18 protein-coding genes are annotated in these 15,133 nt (G+C 59.9%); 1 reads left to right on the forward strand and 17 read right to left on the reverse strand.

What is annotated here, in order from left to right; all coding sequences use genetic code 11:
* The 14 genes from PDR5_RS20850 to PDR5_RS20915 all read right to left on the reverse strand — a co-directional run bounded on the left by PDR5_RS20850 (position 1) and on the right by PDR5_RS20915 (position 11,157).
* Positions 1–639, reverse strand: coding sequence for a TetR/AcrR family transcriptional regulator (locus tag PDR5_RS20850; RefSeq protein WP_007950805.1), 639 nt, complete (start codon positions 637–639; stop codon positions 1–3).
* 341 nt (positions 640–980) lie between these two features.
* Positions 981–1,766, reverse strand: coding sequence for a TatD family hydrolase (locus tag PDR5_RS20855; protein ID WP_064598540.1), 786 nt, complete (start codon positions 1,764–1,766; stop codon positions 981–983).
* Positions 1,767–1,781: 15 nt separating this feature from the next.
* Complete coding sequence (locus PDR5_RS20860; RefSeq protein WP_039770657.1) at positions 1,782–2,138, reverse strand: PilZ domain-containing protein; 357 nt, start codon at positions 2,136–2,138, stop codon at positions 1,782–1,784.
* A gap of 42 nt (positions 2,139–2,180) precedes the next feature.
* Positions 2,181–3,164: a DNA polymerase III subunit delta' gene (locus PDR5_RS20865; protein WP_064598542.1), complete on the reverse strand. Its 984-nt coding sequence runs from the start codon at positions 3,162–3,164 to the stop codon at positions 2,181–2,183.
* A complete protein-coding gene (tmk, locus tag PDR5_RS20870; protein ID WP_064598543.1) occupies positions 3,157–3,789 on the reverse strand; it encodes a dTMP kinase in 633 nt (210 codons plus the stop codon). The genes PDR5_RS20865 and tmk overlap by 8 nt, the downstream gene beginning before the upstream one ends.
* Before the next feature lie 19 nt (positions 3,790–3,808).
* The gene (mltG, locus tag PDR5_RS20875; protein WP_064598545.1) at positions 3,809–4,990 is read right to left on the reverse strand and encodes an endolytic transglycosylase MltG; all 1,182 of its coding nucleotides are present in this window, start codon (positions 4,988–4,990) and stop codon (positions 3,809–3,811) included.
* A gap of 3 nt (positions 4,991–4,993) precedes the next feature.
* A complete protein-coding gene (gene pabC / locus PDR5_RS20880; RefSeq protein ID WP_064598548.1) occupies positions 4,994–5,809 on the reverse strand; it encodes an aminodeoxychorismate lyase in 816 nt (271 codons plus the stop codon).
* Positions 5,809–7,053 (reverse strand): beta-ketoacyl-ACP synthase II, encoded by a 1,245-nt coding sequence (gene fabF, locus PDR5_RS20885; RefSeq protein WP_007908259.1) that lies wholly within the window; start codon positions 7,051–7,053, stop codon positions 5,809–5,811. Before fabF ends, pabC begins: the two co-directional genes overlap by 1 nt.
* Positions 7,054–7,161: 108 nt before the next feature.
* The gene (acpP, locus tag PDR5_RS20890; RefSeq protein WP_003175607.1) at positions 7,162–7,398 is read right to left on the reverse strand and encodes an acyl carrier protein; all 237 of its coding nucleotides are present in this window, start codon (positions 7,396–7,398) and stop codon (positions 7,162–7,164) included.
* Between the two features lie 196 nt (positions 7,399–7,594).
* A complete protein-coding gene (fabG, locus tag PDR5_RS20895; protein ID WP_007950790.1) occupies positions 7,595–8,338 on the reverse strand; it encodes a 3-oxoacyl-ACP reductase FabG in 744 nt (247 codons plus the stop codon).
* A gap of 16 nt (positions 8,339–8,354) precedes the next feature.
* A complete protein-coding gene (gene fabD / locus PDR5_RS20900; RefSeq protein WP_064598550.1) occupies positions 8,355–9,293 on the reverse strand; it encodes an ACP S-malonyltransferase in 939 nt (312 codons plus the stop codon).
* A gap of 125 nt (positions 9,294–9,418) precedes the next feature.
* Entirely contained in the window at positions 9,419–10,429 is a 1,011-nt protein-coding gene (gene plsX, locus PDR5_RS20905) for a phosphate acyltransferase PlsX (protein WP_074688106.1), read from the reverse strand.
* A 4-nt stretch (positions 10,430–10,433) separates the two neighbouring features.
* Positions 10,434–10,616, reverse strand: coding sequence for a 50S ribosomal protein L32 (gene rpmF / locus PDR5_RS20910; protein WP_003179396.1), 183 nt, complete (start codon positions 10,614–10,616; stop codon positions 10,434–10,436).
* 13 nt (positions 10,617–10,629) lie between these two features.
* Positions 10,630–11,157 carry a YceD family protein gene (locus tag PDR5_RS20915; RefSeq protein WP_003204262.1) on the reverse strand — a complete coding sequence of 176 codons (528 nt, stop codon included), beginning with the start codon at positions 11,155–11,157 and terminating at the stop codon, positions 10,630–10,632.
* A gap of 106 nt (positions 11,158–11,263) precedes the next feature.
* Here PDR5_RS20915 and PDR5_RS20920 point away from each other — a divergent pair, with 106 nt between their 5' ends.
* Positions 11,264–11,842 (forward strand): Maf family protein, encoded by a 579-nt coding sequence (locus PDR5_RS20920; protein ID WP_064598552.1) that lies wholly within the window; start codon positions 11,264–11,266, stop codon positions 11,840–11,842.
* Positions 11,843–11,888: 46 nt separating this feature from the next.
* On the opposite strand, the gene PDR5_RS20925 is transcribed toward PDR5_RS20920, so the two are convergent.
* Genes PDR5_RS20925 through rluC form a run of 3 tightly spaced genes read right to left on the reverse strand, consistent with a single transcriptional unit; the run spans position 11,889 to position 14,514 of the window.
* Positions 11,889–12,878, reverse strand: coding sequence for a S49 family peptidase (locus PDR5_RS20925; protein ID WP_064598555.1), 990 nt, complete (start codon positions 12,876–12,878; stop codon positions 11,889–11,891).
* Positions 12,879–12,902: 24 nt separating this feature from the next.
* On the reverse strand, positions 12,903–13,565 hold the full coding sequence (locus tag PDR5_RS20930) for an HAD-IA family hydrolase (protein ID WP_064598557.1): 663 nt from the start codon (positions 13,563–13,565) through the stop codon (positions 12,903–12,905).
* Positions 13,552–14,514 carry a 23S rRNA pseudouridine(955/2504/2580) synthase RluC gene (gene rluC / locus PDR5_RS20935; protein ID WP_039770677.1) on the reverse strand — a complete coding sequence of 321 codons (963 nt, stop codon included), beginning with the start codon at positions 14,512–14,514 and terminating at the stop codon, positions 13,552–13,554. Before rluC ends, PDR5_RS20930 begins: the two co-directional genes overlap by 14 nt.
* Between the last annotated feature and the right edge of the window lie 619 nt (positions 14,515–15,133).

The following is a 15,133-nucleotide window of genomic DNA, read 5'->3' on the forward strand; positions in this document are numbered from 1 at the left end:
TCAGCTGCTTGGCGTTTCAGGGTCGCGCTTGCGCTTGTTGCCCATACGCACGCCGATATCCATCAGGAACTGGAAGAAACCTTCCTGATCTTCCAGCACATTGCTCCAGAACGGCGAGTGATACAGCGCCACCGCGCCGTGCACCAGCGCCCAGGATGCGCAGTAATGGAAGTATGGCGGCACGTCTTCGAGCTTGCCTTCGCTGATGCGGCCCTTGATGAGCAGCGTCAGGCGTTCGAAGTTCGAGGCACGGATCTTGTGCAGCTCCTCGACCATCTCAGGGACCTGATTGCCCTTGACCACCTTCTCTTCCAGGCGATCGAACAGGCGATAGCGCTGCGGGTCGCGCATGCGGAATTCAAAGTAGGCACGGGACAGCGCTTCCTTGTCCTTGTCGACATCGGCCGAGTGCAACAGCTCGTTCAAGTCGCGCTCGTAATCGAGCATCAGGCGCAGGTAGATCTCGGCCTTGGACTTGAAGTGCTTGTAGATCGTGCCTTTGCCGATACCCACGGCATCAGCAATCATCTCGACGGTGACACTGTCTTCACCTTGTTCGAGGAACAGCTTGAGCGCGGTATCGAGAATTTCTTGCTCGCGGCGACGAAACTCACGGACCTTACGAGGTTCTTTGTGCATAAGAAAAGGTCTGTAGGGGTCAAAATTCGAAGCCGCGTATTATGCCTAACTTGCGCAAAAATGCACGGATCATCCGACCATATCTGTGTTTCTTGTTCATTTCACGAACGTTTCGAGGGGAATGAGAACATAACCGAAGCGAACGTATTCCAAATTTGTTTAAAAACCCCGGCCAGCCAACTGGACTCGGCGCCAGACTGATCAATACTTGAACTGTCGGGCGACATCTCCCCCAAGTGTCGCGCCGGTAAAGGTACCAAGGGACCGCGTGCCTTTGTTTTACTCCTAATGGTCTTAACCCGGATTCACCCCCCAGAACCCGGGTTTTTTTTGCCTGCGATTCAGGCTTTTACATGCGCCAGCGGAAACAGTCGCTTGAAGTTCTCGGTGGTCTGCTCGGCAAAACGCTCGTAGTTCTCGCCGCGCAGCATCGCCAGAAACTCTGCCACTTCCCGCACGTATTGCGGCAGGTTCGGTTTGCCGCGATAAGGGATCGGCGCCAGGTACGGCGAGTCGGTTTCCACCAGCAGGCGATCCGCCGGGACTTTGCTCGCGACATCACGCAGCGCATCGGCATTGCGGAAGGTGACGATGCCCGACAGGGAAATGTAATAACCCATGTCCAGCGCCGCCTTGGCCATGTCCCAGTCTTCGGTGAAGCAATGCAACACGCCGGCCTGGGGCAACGCGGCTTCGCGCAACAGTTCGAGCGTGTCGGCGCGGGCGCCGCGGGTGTGGATGATCACCGGCTTGCCGGTCTGCTGCGCGGCTTGCAGGTGCAGACGGAACGACTCCTGCTGAAGCTCGGCGGCTTCCGGCTCGTAGTGGTAGTCCAGACCGGTTTCACCGATCGCCACCACTTTCGGGTGATTGAGCTCGTGCAACAGCCAGCCCAGCGCCGGCGCCGCGCCCGGCTGCACATCCAGCGGATGCACGCCGACCGAGCAATCGACGTCGTCGTAACGCTCGGCCAGGGCTTTGACGTCGGCTGCGTTGTCGGCGCTGACGCCGATGCACAGGAAATGCCCGACGCCGCGTTCGCGGGCCGCATCCAGCGCGGCATCCAGGGAACCGTCGTGAGCGGCGAGGTCGAGGCGATCAAGGTGACAATGGGAATCTACGAGCATAAAAAGGACTGCAACTTACATCGTATGAGTGGGACGGTCGGATTTCAGGGCTCCGGCCAGATGAGTTTCGATGCGACTGCGCGCGGTATTGTCGCCATCGTTGAATTGCACGCCGACGCCGGCCGCGCGGTTGCCCTGCGCGCCTTTGGGGGTGATCCAGGCCACTTTGCCGGCCACCGGAATCTTCTCCGCCTCGTCCATCAGGTTCAGCAGCATGAACACCTCGTCGCCCAACTTGTAGTTCTTGTTGGTCGGGATGAACAGGCCGCCGTTCTTGATGAACGGCATGTAGGCGGCGTAGAGGACCGACTTGTCCTTGATGGTCAGGGACAAGATGCCGTTGCGCGGCCCCGGACTGACGGGTTCATTCATGTTGACCTCCACTGCTGATGCTCAGAGTCTAGGTACACATTCTTATCTTTGGCCAGGCAAGCTCGCCCATTGCACCAGCAACGCTTCCAGCAGCAACGCCGCGTTGAGGTTGGCCTTGCTCAGGACTTTCTGGCGCTGGGCGAGAATCCAGTCCTGAATATCCAGCACTTTAGCCTGGGCACTTTTCTGCGCCAGATACTGCACGACCTTGCGCATGTCGGTCAGGCCGAGACCCGATTCATCCTCGGTCAACTGATAGCGCAGGATCAGGCTCGACCAGTCGCAGAACCAGTCGAACAGACGCAGCATCGGAATGTTTTTCCACTCCTCGGCCAGTTGCGTCGGCGATTGCTGCTGCTTGAGCAGCTTCTTCACGCCTTCCACCACCTGCGCGCGCTGTTCACGTACGCCCTGCCCCTGCAACGTGACGGCGGCCAACGGCGAGCCGGCGGCCAGGGTCAACAGTTCGACCCGTTCGTCTTCGGAACATTCCGGCAGTGCCTGAGCCAGCCACTGTAGACTCATGGATTCGCTCGGCAGCGGGCAGGCCTGCTGCACGCAGCGGCTCTTGATGGTCGGCAACAACCGGCTCGGCTGGTGGCTGACCAATAACAGCACGGTATCGCCGGACGGCTCTTCAAGGCTCTTGAGCAAGGCGTTGGCGGCGTTGATGTTCATCGACTCCACCGGCTCGATCAGCACCACCTTGCGCCCGCCCAGTTGCGCGGTCTGCACCACGAAACTGACCAGATCGCGCACCTGATCGACCTTGATCGCCTTGTCCGCTTCTTCCGGTTCGAGAATGTAATTGTCCGGATGGCTGCCGGCCTTGAGCAGCAGGCAGGATTTGCACTCACCGCAGGCTTCAGGCGTCGGACGCTGGCACAGCAGACTGGCCATCAGTCGTTCGGCCAGCGCGCGCTTGCCGATCCCGGCCGGCCCGTGCAGCAGATACGCGTGGGCGTGCTGAGTGCGCCCGGCCAGTTGCTGCCAGAGGCTGTCCTGCCATGGATAGGCCTCAGCCACGGGCCAGCTCCAGCAAGTTCGGAATCAGGGTATCCAGCGATTGTTGAACCTTGGCCAACGGCTGACCGGCATCGATCCGCACGTAACGCGCCGGATCGGCTTCCGCACGCTTGAGAAACGCGCTGCGTACGGCTTCAAAAAACTCACGCCCTTCCAGCTCGAAACGATCCAGACGACCTCGGGCGCAGGCCCGGGCCAGGCCGATTTCCACCGGCAGATCGAATATCAGCGTCAGGTCGGGACGCAGATCGCCCTGCACGAAAGTCTCCAGCGCCGCGATGCGCTCCAGCGACAAGCCGCGGCCGCCACCCTGATAGGCGTAAGTCGAATCGGTGAAACGATCACACAGCACCACCGCACCACGGGCCAGTGCCGGTCGAACGACTTCAGCCAGATGCTGGGCACGGGCGGCGAACACCAGCAACAGCTCGGTGTCCGGGTTCATCACTTCGTCGACCGGGGCCAGCAACACCTCACGAATGCGCTCGGCCAGCGGCGTACCGCCGGGCTCGCGGGTCAGCACCACTTCGATACCGGCGGCGCGCAGGCGCTCGGCGAGGTATTCGCGGTTGGTGCTTTTGCCGGCGCCTTCCGGGCCTTCCAGGGTAATAAACAAGCCAGTCACAGGCAGTCCTTAATCAAAGTCATTGCGTGTTTTGGGGAGCGGACGCTTCCGGTTCCGACGTCGGTGCAGGCGCTTGAGCAGGCGGCTGCGGCAACGATTCCGGTGCAGTATCGGGTGAGGCGGCAGGAATCGCCTCCTCGGCTGCCGGAGCGGCCTCGGGCGCTGTCGCAGGCGCCGGGCTGGAGCGGTAATCCGCGCGCCGCTTGAGCTGATACTCGCGCACCGCGTTGTTGTGCGCGTCCAGGTCATCGGAGAACACATGGCTGCCATCGCCACGGGCAACGAAGTAGAGACTGGTGCCATCCACCGGGTTGAGAGCCGCGTGAATGGCTTCACGTCCGACCATGGCGATCGGCGTCGGCGGCAGGCCGGGAATCATGTACGTGTTGTACGGCGTGGCTTCCTTGAGGTGGGCGCGGGTCAGTTTGCCGTTGTAGCGGTCACCCAGGCCGTAGATCACCGTCGGATCGGTCTGCAACTGCATGCCCAGCGCCATACGCCGCACGAAGACGCCGGCAATCTGGCCACGCTCCTGAGGCACGCCGGTTTCCTTCTCCACCAGCGATGCCATGATCAGCGCCTGATAAGGCTCGGTGTAAGGCACGTCGGCGGAGCGTTTTTCCCACTCCTTGGCCAGCACTTCGTCGAGGCGGTCAAAAGCCTTTTTCAGCAGTTCGGTATCGGTCACACCGCGCACGAAGCGGTAGGTGTCGGGGAAGAAGCGGCCTTCAGGGAACAGACCCTTGTGACCGATTTTGGCCATGACCTCGCTGTCACTCAGACCATTGAGGGTCTGTTCGATCTTTTCATCCTTGGCCAGCGCGGCGCGTACTTGATGGAAATTCCAGCCTTCGACCAGGGTCAGGCTGTACTGAACCACATCGCCACGCTTCCACAGGTCGATCAGGCCGTTGACGGTCATGCCCGGTTGCATTCGGTACTCGCCCGTATGAATCGGCGTGCCAGCGAGATTGAACCGCCAATAGACCCGCAGCCAGAACGCGTCCTTGATGACGCCATCGGCTTCGAGTCCAAGAAAAGTACGGGTCGGGGTGGATCCCTTGGGCACATCCAGCAGTTCTTCCTGCGTGATGTTCAGGGGCTGTTCCAGTGCCGAATGAATCTTCCAGGCGCTGGCGCCCAACAGCAGCCCTGCCAGAACCAGTCCGGTTTCCAGCAGCAGCAAAAGTTTACGTCTCACGAATCAGGCATCCAGTAGCGCGCGGGCAATGGTTTGCAGTTTACGGGTGAGCGGGCCAACCGGCCAGCTCAGAGCAGCACAGGCGCGTACGGGCCAGACGCCATACACGCTGTTGCAGACAAAGACTTCATCAGCCCATTGCAGCTGTTCGAGGGGGATGTCGGTGATTTGCACGGGAATGCCCAGGGACTCGGCCTGAAACAATATTTCTGCGCGCATCACGCCGGCCACGCCGCAACGTTTCAGGTCCGCCGTGATCAGCACACCGTCACGCACCAGGAACAGGTTGCTGAAGACTCCCTCGATCACTCGACCCGCCTGATCGAGCATCAAACCTTCGGCGTGCTCACTGTCCCGCCATTCGGCGCGGGCAATGACCTGCTCCAGTCGATTGAGGTGTTTGAGCCCGGCGAGCAACGGCTGTCTGGACAAACGCGTGCTGCAAGGAAACAAGCGAACGCCCTGTTCGGCGTGGGCCGCTGGATAAGCGGCGGGAGGATTGCCTTGCAGAATGCGTCGGCCCTGCGCCGAAGGATCCGGCGCATAACCGCGCAATCCGTCGCCACGGGTGAGGATGAGCTTGAGCACGCCCTCGCCCATCGCGGCGGCATAGGATTGCAGCTCATGGCGAATCAGCTCGACGTCCGTCGCAATGGCCAGACGTGTACAGCCGTCGGCCAGACGCGTCAGATGCCGATCCAGCAGCAACGGCTGGCCGCCACGCACGGCGATGGTCTCGAACAGACCGTCGCCGTAAGCCAGGCCGCGATCTTTCAGCGACAGAGCGTCAGCCGGCAGACCGTCGACCCAGCAGTCCATCAGCCGGCGAACCGACGGAACGCCAACGTGCCGTTGGTGCCGCCAAATCCGAACGAGTTGGACAGCACGACATCGATGTCCATGTTGCGCGCGGTGTGCGGCACGAAATCGAGGTCGCAGCCTTCGTCCGGCTCATCGAGGTTGATGGTCGGCGGTGCCACCTGGCTGTTGATCGCCAGCACGCTGAAGATCGCCTCGACCGCGCCCGCCGCACCCAGCAGGTGACCGGTCATGGACTTGGTGGAGCTGACCGCCAGCTTGTAGGCGTGATCACCGAACACCGACTTGATCGCGTTGGCTTCAGCGAGGTCGCCGGCCGGGGTCGAAGTGCCGTGGGCGTTGATGTATTGCACTTGATCGACGTTGATCTTCGCATCGCGCAGCGCGTTGGTGATGCAACGTGCCGCACCGGCGCCGTCGGCGGGTGGCGAAGTCATGTGGAAGGCGTCGCCACTGGTGCCGAAACCGATCAGCTCGGCGTAGATGGTCGCGCCACGGGCCTTGGCGTGCTCAAGCTCTTCGAGTACCAGGGCGCCGGCACCGTCGGACAGCACGAAGCCGTCACGGCCCTTGTCCCACGGACGGCTGGCGCGGGTCGGTTCGTCGTTGCGGGTCGACAGCGCACGGGAAGCACCGAAGCCGCCCATGCCCAGACCGCACGCAGCCATCTCGGCACCGCCGGCAATCATCACGTCGGCTTCGTCGTACATGATGTTGCGCGCCGCCATGCCGATGCAGTGCGTACCGGTGGTACACGCCGTGGCGATGGCGTAGTTAGGCCCCTGTGCACCCAGGTGGATGGACAGGAAACCGGAAATCATATTGATGATCGAGCCAGGCACAAAGAACGGAGAAATCCGGCGCGGGCCGGTCTCGTGCAGGGTGCGGCTGGTTTCTTCGATGTTGGTCAGACCGCCGATACCCGAACCCATGGCCACGCCAATGCGTTCACGGTTGGCATCGGTGACTTCCAGACCGGCATTGCGTACGGCTTGAAAGCCGGCCGCCAGACCGTACTGAATGAACAGGTCGAGCTTGCGCGCTTCCTTGACCGACAGGTATTCCTCGACATTGAAGCCCTTTACCGAGCCGCCAAAGCGGGTGGAATAGGCAGAAAGGTCGGTGTGTTCGATCAGACCAATGCCACTGCGGCCAGCCAGAATGCCCTGCCAACTGCTCGGCACATCCGTGCCCAGTGGCGACAACATACCCATACCGGTGACTACGACGCGTCTACGCGACACAGCACTCTCCTTTTTCAAATGACGACTTTGCATCAGGCCTAAAGAAAAAACCGCACGCCATGATGGCAGTGCGGTTTTTCCATGACAGCAAGCAACGATTACAAACTATTACGCCTGGTGGCTAGTAACGTAGTCGATTGCAGCTTGTACAGTAGTGATCTTCTCAGCTTCTTCGTCAGGGATTTCGGTCTCGAATTCCTCTTCCAGAGCCATCACCAGCTCAACGGTGTCAAGGGAGTCGGCACCCAGGTCTTCTACGAAGGAAGCGGTGTTGACCACTTCTTCTTCTTTAACACCCAGTTGCTCGGCAACGATTTTCTTGACGCGCTCTTCGATGGTGCTCATACCTTGTTTTCACTCCTAATGGACAAATTCAGGCAGCTGGCCAGTGGGTAAGTGTATAGAAAGACTTTTCAGCTTTTCAACTGAAAGCTTCACTCCTCAAACCCTGCGGCCCTCTGCCTATAAATAGATTGCAGCTTTATAACGGATTTTAGACAGCTCGTATGACATTTTTTTGAAGCAATCCGTCACATTTGAATTACATGTACATCCCGCCGTTAACCGGGATTGTAGCCCCGGTCACGTATGCCGCACCGTCGGATGCAAGAAAAGCGACCACGGACGCGATCTCTTGAGCTTGTCCCAGACGGCCCAGCGGAATCTGCGTCTGCAAGGCTTCACGCTGTGCTTCAGGCAGCTCGCGCGTCATATCGGTGTCGATAAACCCTGGGGTTACCGAGTTGACCGTAATCGAACGCGAACCGACTTCACGCGCCATGGCACGGCTGAAACCTTCCAGCCCGGCCTTGGCGGCTGCATAGTTTACTTGGCCAGCGTTGCCCATGGCACCCACCACCGAGCCAATACTGATAATTCGGCCCCAACGCGCCTTGGTCATGCCGCGCAGAACGCCCTTGGACAGGCGATACAGACTGTTCAGGTTGGTATCGATCACGTCGTACCACTCGTCGTCTTTCATGCGCATCATCAGGTTGTCGCGGGTGATGCCGGCATTGTTGACCAGAATCGCCACCGGCGCACCGAACTGCTCCTGGATACTCGCCAGCACTTTGGTGACCGATTCGTCGCTGGTGACGTTCAGTTCGAAACCTGCGCCCTGAATGCCGTTTTCCTTCAGGGTCGCAGCAATACGCTCGGCGCCCGAAGCGGAAGTCGCGGTGCCAACAACGATGGCGCCCTGACGACCCAGTTCCAGTGCGATAGCCTGGCCGATGCCACGGCTTGCGCCGGTGACCAGTGCAACTTTACCTTGCAGACTCATGCAAGCTTCTCCTGATTCAGACAGCCGCTGCGCGAGCAGCAGCGAAAGCGTCTGGGGTATTGAGGTTGGAAGTCGAAACGCCTTCGGCGCAACGTTTGTTCAGACCGGCCAGCACTTTGCCAGGGCCACATTCGACCAGGTTGGTCGCGCCTTTGGCGGCCAGGGTCTGGACCGATTCAACCCAGCGAACCGGTTTGTAGAGCTGCTCCAGCAGATCGCGCTTGAGGGTTTCCAGATCCGCCGGCACCTGAGCGCTGACGTTCTGTACCACAGGGATTTGCGGCGCCTGCCAGTCGATGGCAGCAATGGACTCGGCGAAGCGCTCGGCAGCCGGGCGCATCAGTTCGCAGTGCGACGGCACGCTGACCGGCAGCGGCATGGCACGCTTGGCGCCACGGGCCTTGCAGCCTTCGATGGCACGCTCAACGGCAGCCTTGGCACCGGCGATCACCACCTGGCCCGGGGAGTTGAAGTTCACTGCGCTGACCACTTCGCCTTGCGCCGCTTCGGCACAGGCAGCGAGAACATCAGCATCTTCCAGACCGAGGATGGCAGCCATGCCGCCCTGCCCGGCCGGTACGGCTTCCTGCATCAATTGGCCACGGCGCTCGACGAGCTTTACCGCGTCGGCCAGGCTCAAGCTGCCAGCAGCGACCAGCGCGCTGTATTCACCCAGGCTGTGACCGGCAACGAAGGCCGGACGCACGCCACCTTCAGCCAGCCACAGACGCCACAGGGCGATCGAAGCGGTCAGAATGGCCGGCTGGGTTTTGTCGGTTTGATTGAGCAGCTCTTCCGGGCCCTGCTGGGTCAGTGCCCACAGGTCATAGCCCAGAGCATCGGATGCTTCTTTGAAAGTTTCGAGGATCAGCGGATGTTGCGCGCCCAGCTCGGCCAGCATGCCGAGGGACTGCGAACCCTGTCCTGGAAAGACGAATGCGAGGGAAGCAGACATGTAACAAGCCCCTAATGATCTTGTCGTCGGAAAAATGGCATCCCGCTAGAGGGACGCAAGAAACTGACAGTTGGATGGCCCTTTGAACCGGGCGGTCACATTTAAGCATTGTCCGACGAAAACGCCTAAGACAACAAATCCTCCAGACGGCCGTGCAGGCGCTCGGGAAGGTTCTCCTGAATCTCGATCAGCGCTCGCTGAATCGCACTCTGAAACCCCTGAACCCCGGCCGAACCGTGACTCTTCACGACAATGCCCTGCAAACCGAGGAAGCTCGCGCCGTTGTGTCGCGCTGGCGCCAGATCAGCCTGCAATCGCTTCATCAAGGGCAACGCCAGTGCACCGACTGCGCGGGAGGCGAGATTTTTCTTGAACAACGCCTCGATACGCGCAGCGATCATCGTCGCCAGGCCTTCGCTGGACTTGAGCAGTATATTGCCGACAAAACCGTCGCAAACCACCACATCCGCCTCGCCGCGATACAAGCCGTCACCTTCGATGAAACCGATGTAGTTAATGCCCCGTGCAGCCTGCAGCAACGTCGCAGCCAGTTTGACCTGCTGATTGCCCTTGATGTCTTCGGTGCCGATATTCAGCAGCGCAACACGCGGACGGGCAATGCCAAGGGTTTGCGCGGCCACGGACCCCATCACGGCGAACTGCAACAAGTGCTCGGCACTGCAATCGACGTTGGCGCCGAGATCAAGCAACTGGCAGTAGCCCTTCTGGGTGGGGATGGCGGCGACCATGGCCGGACGATCAATCCCCGGCAGGGTCTTGAGCACGAATCGCGACAGGGCCATCAGTGCCCCGGTATTGCCGGCACTGACACAGGCCTGGACCTTGCCATCACGCAGCAACTCGAGGGCGACACGCATCGACGAGTCCGGCTTGCCACGCAGGGCCTGGGCAGGTTTTTCGTCCATGGTGATGACTTCGGACGCCGGGACAATCGTCAGGCGCGCGCGATCGGCAGCCGATTGGCCGGTGATCAGTTCTTCAAGAAGGGAAGGTTGACCGACGAGGGTCAAGTGCAGCGAGGGTGTAGCAGAAAGGCAAGCAAGGCTGGCCTGAACAATGCTGCGGGGACCGAAGTCCCCGCCCATTGCGTCAATCGCGATGACTTGAGCGGACAAGTGATTACTCGTCAGCGCCCTTGTCGATCACTTTACGGCCACGGTATACGCCTTCTGGCGATACGTGGTGACGCAGGTGAACTTCACCAGTGGTTTTTTCTACAGACAGGGTGCTAGCCTCGAGAGCGTCGTGCGAACGGCGCATGTCACGGGCAGAGCGGGATTTTTTGTTCTGCTGAACAGCCATAATTGATTAACTCCTAAACGTTTGGGTCACGCTTTAACTGCGCCAATACACTGAACGGGTTGGACCGCGTTACCTCGTCCTCGCTCGGTTCGGGCTCATCTGCTCCCGCCGGCTGCTGGCATTCTTCCGGATGATGAGCAGGCACAATGGGCAAGGCGAGCAGAAGCTCCTCCTCGATCAGTGACTGCAGATCCAATGGATCTTCGCCCAGTTCCAGCACGTCATAACCTTTCGGCAACGACTGGGTATTCGCACCCTCCTTCACAACAGCGTAACTGCATTCGCTGTGGATCGGCAGGGTGACCAGCTCAAGACAACGCTGGCAAACCATTTTGACTTCGGTGTCGATAAAGCTGTGGATCACCACAGATTTACGTTCATCTCGTTCAAAAACGAATTTTGCCTGCACCGTACCGACATCGTCGGAAAGCGGGTCGCAGAGTCTCTTCAAATCGGCCAGCAGCAGTTCACCTTGAAGGGTGGTGCCACGGTCAGCCAATTTGCGCGGGTCAACGTGAGGTGGAATCGGGTCATTCAACATAGGCGCAGCATTATAGGGATGCACCCACCCATGTCAAAGGAAATTGTGCCCTGTCCGTCACTTGCGCGGCTCCGCTAGAATCTGTCGCCTGCCTCTGGAGATGCGAATGCTGCCTTTATTACTCGCTTCAAGCTCGACCTATCGTCGAGAATTGCTCAGCCGCCTGCGCCTGCCGTTCGTCTGCAGCTCACCGAATATCGATGAAAGCCATCGCCCGGACGAGTCGGCAATCGAGCTGGTCAAGCGCCTCGCCGAACAAAAGGCCCGAGCCTTGGCCGACAGCCACCCCGCTCACTTGATCATCGGCTCCGATCAGGTTGCGGTACTCGGCGAGCGCATCATCGGCAAGCCGCACACCTTCGAAAACGCCCGCGAACAACTGATGGCCGCCAGCGGCGCCAGCGTGACCTTCCTCACCGGCCTGGCCCTGCTCAACAGCCAGACCGGCCACTGCCAGGTCGACTGCGTGCCTTTCACCGTGCACATGCGCGTACTGGACCAGGCCCGCGTCGAGCGCTATCTGCGCGCCGAGCAGCCCTACGACTGCGCCGGCAGCTTCAAGGCCGAAGGACTGGGTGTGAGCCTGTTTCAGTCCACCGAAGGCCCGGACGCCACGAGCCTGATCGGCCTGCCGCTGATTCGCCTGATCGACATGCTGCTGGTCGAAGGCGTACAGATTCCCTGACCCACAAAAAACCGGCCCTCAGGCCGGTCTTTCTTGCAGCATTCGATCAACGCAACGACGGGCCGTTGAAACCCATCCACATTGCCAGCTTCTCGGCAACGCTGGCACCGAGCTTCTTCGAGAAGCGGTCGAACGGCGATTCCTGAACGGTGAAGTCCACCAGCTCTTTTTCGCCAATCACCTCACGCGCCACCGAACTGGCATTGCCCAGCCCATCGATCAGCCCCAATGGCAGCGCCTGCTCGCCAGACCAGACCAGCCCGGAGAACAGCTCCGGATGCTCCTTGTCCTTCAGGCGATCGCCACGCCCCTGCTTGACGCTGTTGATGAACTGCTTGTGCGTGGTATCCAGCACACCCTGCCAGAACGCCGTTTCTTCCGGCTTCTGCGGCTGGAACGGATCGAGGAACGCCTTGTGCTCGCCGGACGTGTAAGTGCGACGCTCGACGCCCAGCTTTTCCATGGTGCCGACAAACCCGTAACCGGCCGCCGTCACACCAATGGAACCGACCAGACTGGCCTTGTCGGCATAAATCTGATCCGCCGCACTGGCAATGTAATAGGCACCGGAAGCGCCCAGGTCGGAAATCACCGCGTACAGCTTGGTGTCGGGATGCAGGCCGCGCAGGCGCTTGATCTCGTCATAGACATAACCCGACTGCACCGGACTGCCGCCCGGACTGTTGATGCGCAGGATTACGCCCTTGACCTTCTTGTCCTCGAACGCCGCGCGCAGGCTGCCGACGATATTGTCGGCGCTGGCCGGCTCCTTGTCGGCAATCATTCCGGTGACGTCGATCAGCGCGGTGTAGTTGCCGCTGCGGGTGGCACTTTTTTCCATGTCCATCAACGGCGTGAACAGGATCAGCGCAACAAACAGATAAACAAAGGTCAGCAACTTGAAGAAGATGCCCCAGCGCCGCGAACGACGCTGCTCCTGCACGCCGGCCAGCAGAGTCTTTTCCAGCAGCTTCCAGCTTTTCGCATCACCGTCGTCGGCAGTTGCCTTGGCCGGTGCTTTCCATTCGTCGGTCATGCCATCCACCCCAGCAAAAACGTATTAAGCCTGCTGCCCCAGCCAGGCGTGCAATTCGGAAAAATGGTCGATCGACAGTCGCGGCTCGAACTGCTGCAGTGATTCGATCGATTGCGCGCCATAACTGACCGCCACCGAATCCATCCCCGCATTGCGCGCCATCAGCAGATCGAAGGACGAATCACCGACCATCAGCGCTTGCTCGGCACGCACACCGCAATGCGCAAGGATCTGCTCCAGCATCAGAGGGTGCGGCTTGCTTGCAGTTTCATCGGCTGCGCGGGTGATATCGAAATAATCTTCCCAGCCATTGGCCTTGAGCACCCGATCCAGCCCGCGACGATTCTTGCCGGTCGCGACAGCCAGGTGATAGCCCTGCTCGCGAAAGGACGCCATCGACTCGACTACGCCTTCGAACAACGGCGAAGGCACGGCTTCTGCAGCGATGTAGTGATCGGCGTAATACTCGCGAAACAAGGTCATTTCGGTATCGCTGATTTCCGGATACAAGGTGCGGATCGCCTCGGGCAAGCCCAGACCGATGATGCCTTTGACGGCTAAATCATCACGCAACTCGAAACCTGAACGCCCGGACGCCGAGTGCATCGCTTCGACAATCCGATGAATGGAATCGGCCAGGGTGCCGTCCCAATCAAAAATCAGCAGCTTGTAATCAGATGGGCGCACTCAATCGCTCCACAGTCTTGGCCCACATTTCATCGACCGGTGCCTGCAACTTGAGTTCACCGCCATCGGGCAGCGGCACGGTCAGCATGTAGGCGTGCAGGAACAGGCGCTTGCCGCCCAGATCACGGATTTCCTTACTGAAACCGTCATCGCCGTATTTGGTGTCACCGGCAATGCAGTGCCCGGCGTGCAACGTGTGGACGCGGATCTGGTGCGTGCGACCGGTGATCGGTTTGGCCTCGATCAAAGTGGCAAAATCGCCGAAGCGACGCAGGACCTTGAACACGGTCACAGACTCCTTGCCCTCCTCCTCGTCGACCTCGACCATGCGCTCACCGGAGCGCAGATTGCTCTTGCCGAGCGCCGCACGGACCTGCTTGATCGAGGTCGCCCAGTTGCCGCGAACCAGTGCCATGTAGCGCTTGTCGACACCATCACCGCGCAACGCGGCATGCAAGTGACGCAACATGCTGCGTTTCTTGGCGATCATCAGCAGGCCGGAGGTGTCGCGATCGAGACGGTGAACCAGCTCGAGCTCCTTGGCATCGGGGCGCAACTGACGAAAGGCTTCGATAACGCCGTAGTTCAAGCCGCTGCCACCGTGAACCGCAATGCCGGCGGGCTTGTTGATCACGATCAGGGCTTTGTCTTCGTAGACAATCGAGGCTTCCAGGCGCTGCAACAGGCCTTGGGCCAAAGGCACCGGTTCGTCACGCTCAGGCACGCGCACCGGCGGCACGCGCACAATGTCGCCGGCCTGCAGCTTGTATTCGGGCTTGATCCGACCTTTGTTCACGCGCACTTCGCCTTTGCGCAAAATGCGGTAAATCAAGGTCTTGGGCACGCCTTTGAGCCGGGCGAGGAGGAAATTGTCGATTCGTTGGCCGGCATATTCCGGCGAGACCTCAAGCAGTTGAACGCCTGGAGTCGTAGGGGCAGTAGTCGTCATGGCGCGGATAATAACAATTTTTTATGGAATTGAAGCACTTAATCATTGCTGCTATAGTCGCGAACGCCGCCAAAAGCGGCCTGGACAGCGGAACCACGGTCAAAAACCGGCCCTGACCAACGCAATTCACCAGGACGCGAGGCCGTCCTACGGGGCTTTTGCTACGTAACGGTGGAGTTTGCAGCTGTAACAAGCGCAGGTGACATGAGGCCTGAATCACGCCGCAAAGCAGAGTTTTGACTCGCCACGCGAGCCATATTCACGGCCAGTTCACAAAGTGCAGTCAGCCGCGGATGACCCCGAGCGAAGACTCCGGAAACACCGCCTGAATTAGCCATGATGCGTGACCTCCCCTTTCGGAGCTCACGGTAAATGCCAACCCGCTGCGGATTCTGCGCGCGGCAGCACCCGAATTATCAGGGATACGTGTAGGGTGGAGATGCACAACCGCTGGACTGTGTAGCAACAGGTTTTATCAAGACGCTTCATCTCGTCCACAGCCACCGGTTGATTCCTCCTCCTGACTGAGTGCTTAAGTAGCCACAGCAAGCAGGACGCGTACGTCGCGATAACGGCCCAATTGGCCGGACATCGCTGGACACGGGAATGGCCAACCACT

The sequence above is a fragment of the Pseudomonas sp. DR 5-09 genome (genome assembly GCF_001655595.1).
Lineage (GTDB): Bacteria > Pseudomonadota > Gammaproteobacteria > Pseudomonadales > Pseudomonadaceae > Aquipseudomonas > Aquipseudomonas pharyngis.

Bases quoted from the DNA above. Each gene is read 5' to 3' on its own strand.
- rpmF (WP_003179396.1), bottom strand. From the start codon at position 10,616: ATGGCTGTTCAGCAGAACAAAAAATCCCGCTCTGCCCGTGACATGCGC.
- PDR5_RS20925 (WP_064598555.1), bottom strand. From the start codon at position 12,878: ATGACCGACGAATGGAAAGCACCGGCCAAGGCAACTGCCGACGACGGT.
- fabD (WP_064598550.1), bottom strand. From the start codon at position 9,293: ATGTCTGCTTCCCTCGCATTCGTCTTTCCAGGACAGGGTTCGCAGTCC.
- acpP (WP_003175607.1), bottom strand. From the start codon at position 7,398: ATGAGCACCATCGAAGAGCGCGTCAAGAAAATCGTTGCCGAGCAACTG.
- rluC (WP_039770677.1), bottom strand. From the start codon at position 14,514: ATGACGACTACTGCCCCTACGACTCCAGGCGTTCAACTGCTTGAGGTC.
- PDR5_RS20860 (WP_039770657.1), bottom strand. From the start codon at position 2,138: ATGAATGAACCCGTCAGTCCGGGGCCGCGCAACGGCATCTTGTCCCTG.
- fabG (WP_007950790.1), bottom strand. From the start codon at position 8,338: ATGAGTCTGCAAGGTAAAGTTGCACTGGTCACCGGCGCAAGCCGTGGC.
- PDR5_RS20850 (WP_007950805.1), bottom strand. From the start codon at position 639: ATGCACAAAGAACCTCGTAAGGTCCGTGAGTTTCGTCGCCGCGAGCAA.
- PDR5_RS20855 (WP_064598540.1), bottom strand. From the start codon at position 1,766: ATGCTCGTAGATTCCCATTGTCACCTTGATCGCCTCGACCTCGCCGCT.
- PDR5_RS20915 (WP_003204262.1), bottom strand. From the start codon at position 11,157: ATGTTGAATGACCCGATTCCACCTCACGTTGACCCGCGCAAATTGGCT.
- pabC (WP_064598548.1), bottom strand. From the start codon at position 5,809: ATGGACTGCTGGGTCGACGGTCTGCCGGCTGACGCTCTGTCGCTGAAA.
- PDR5_RS20920 (WP_064598552.1), top strand. From the start codon at position 11,264: ATGCTGCCTTTATTACTCGCTTCAAGCTCGACCTATCGTCGAGAATTG.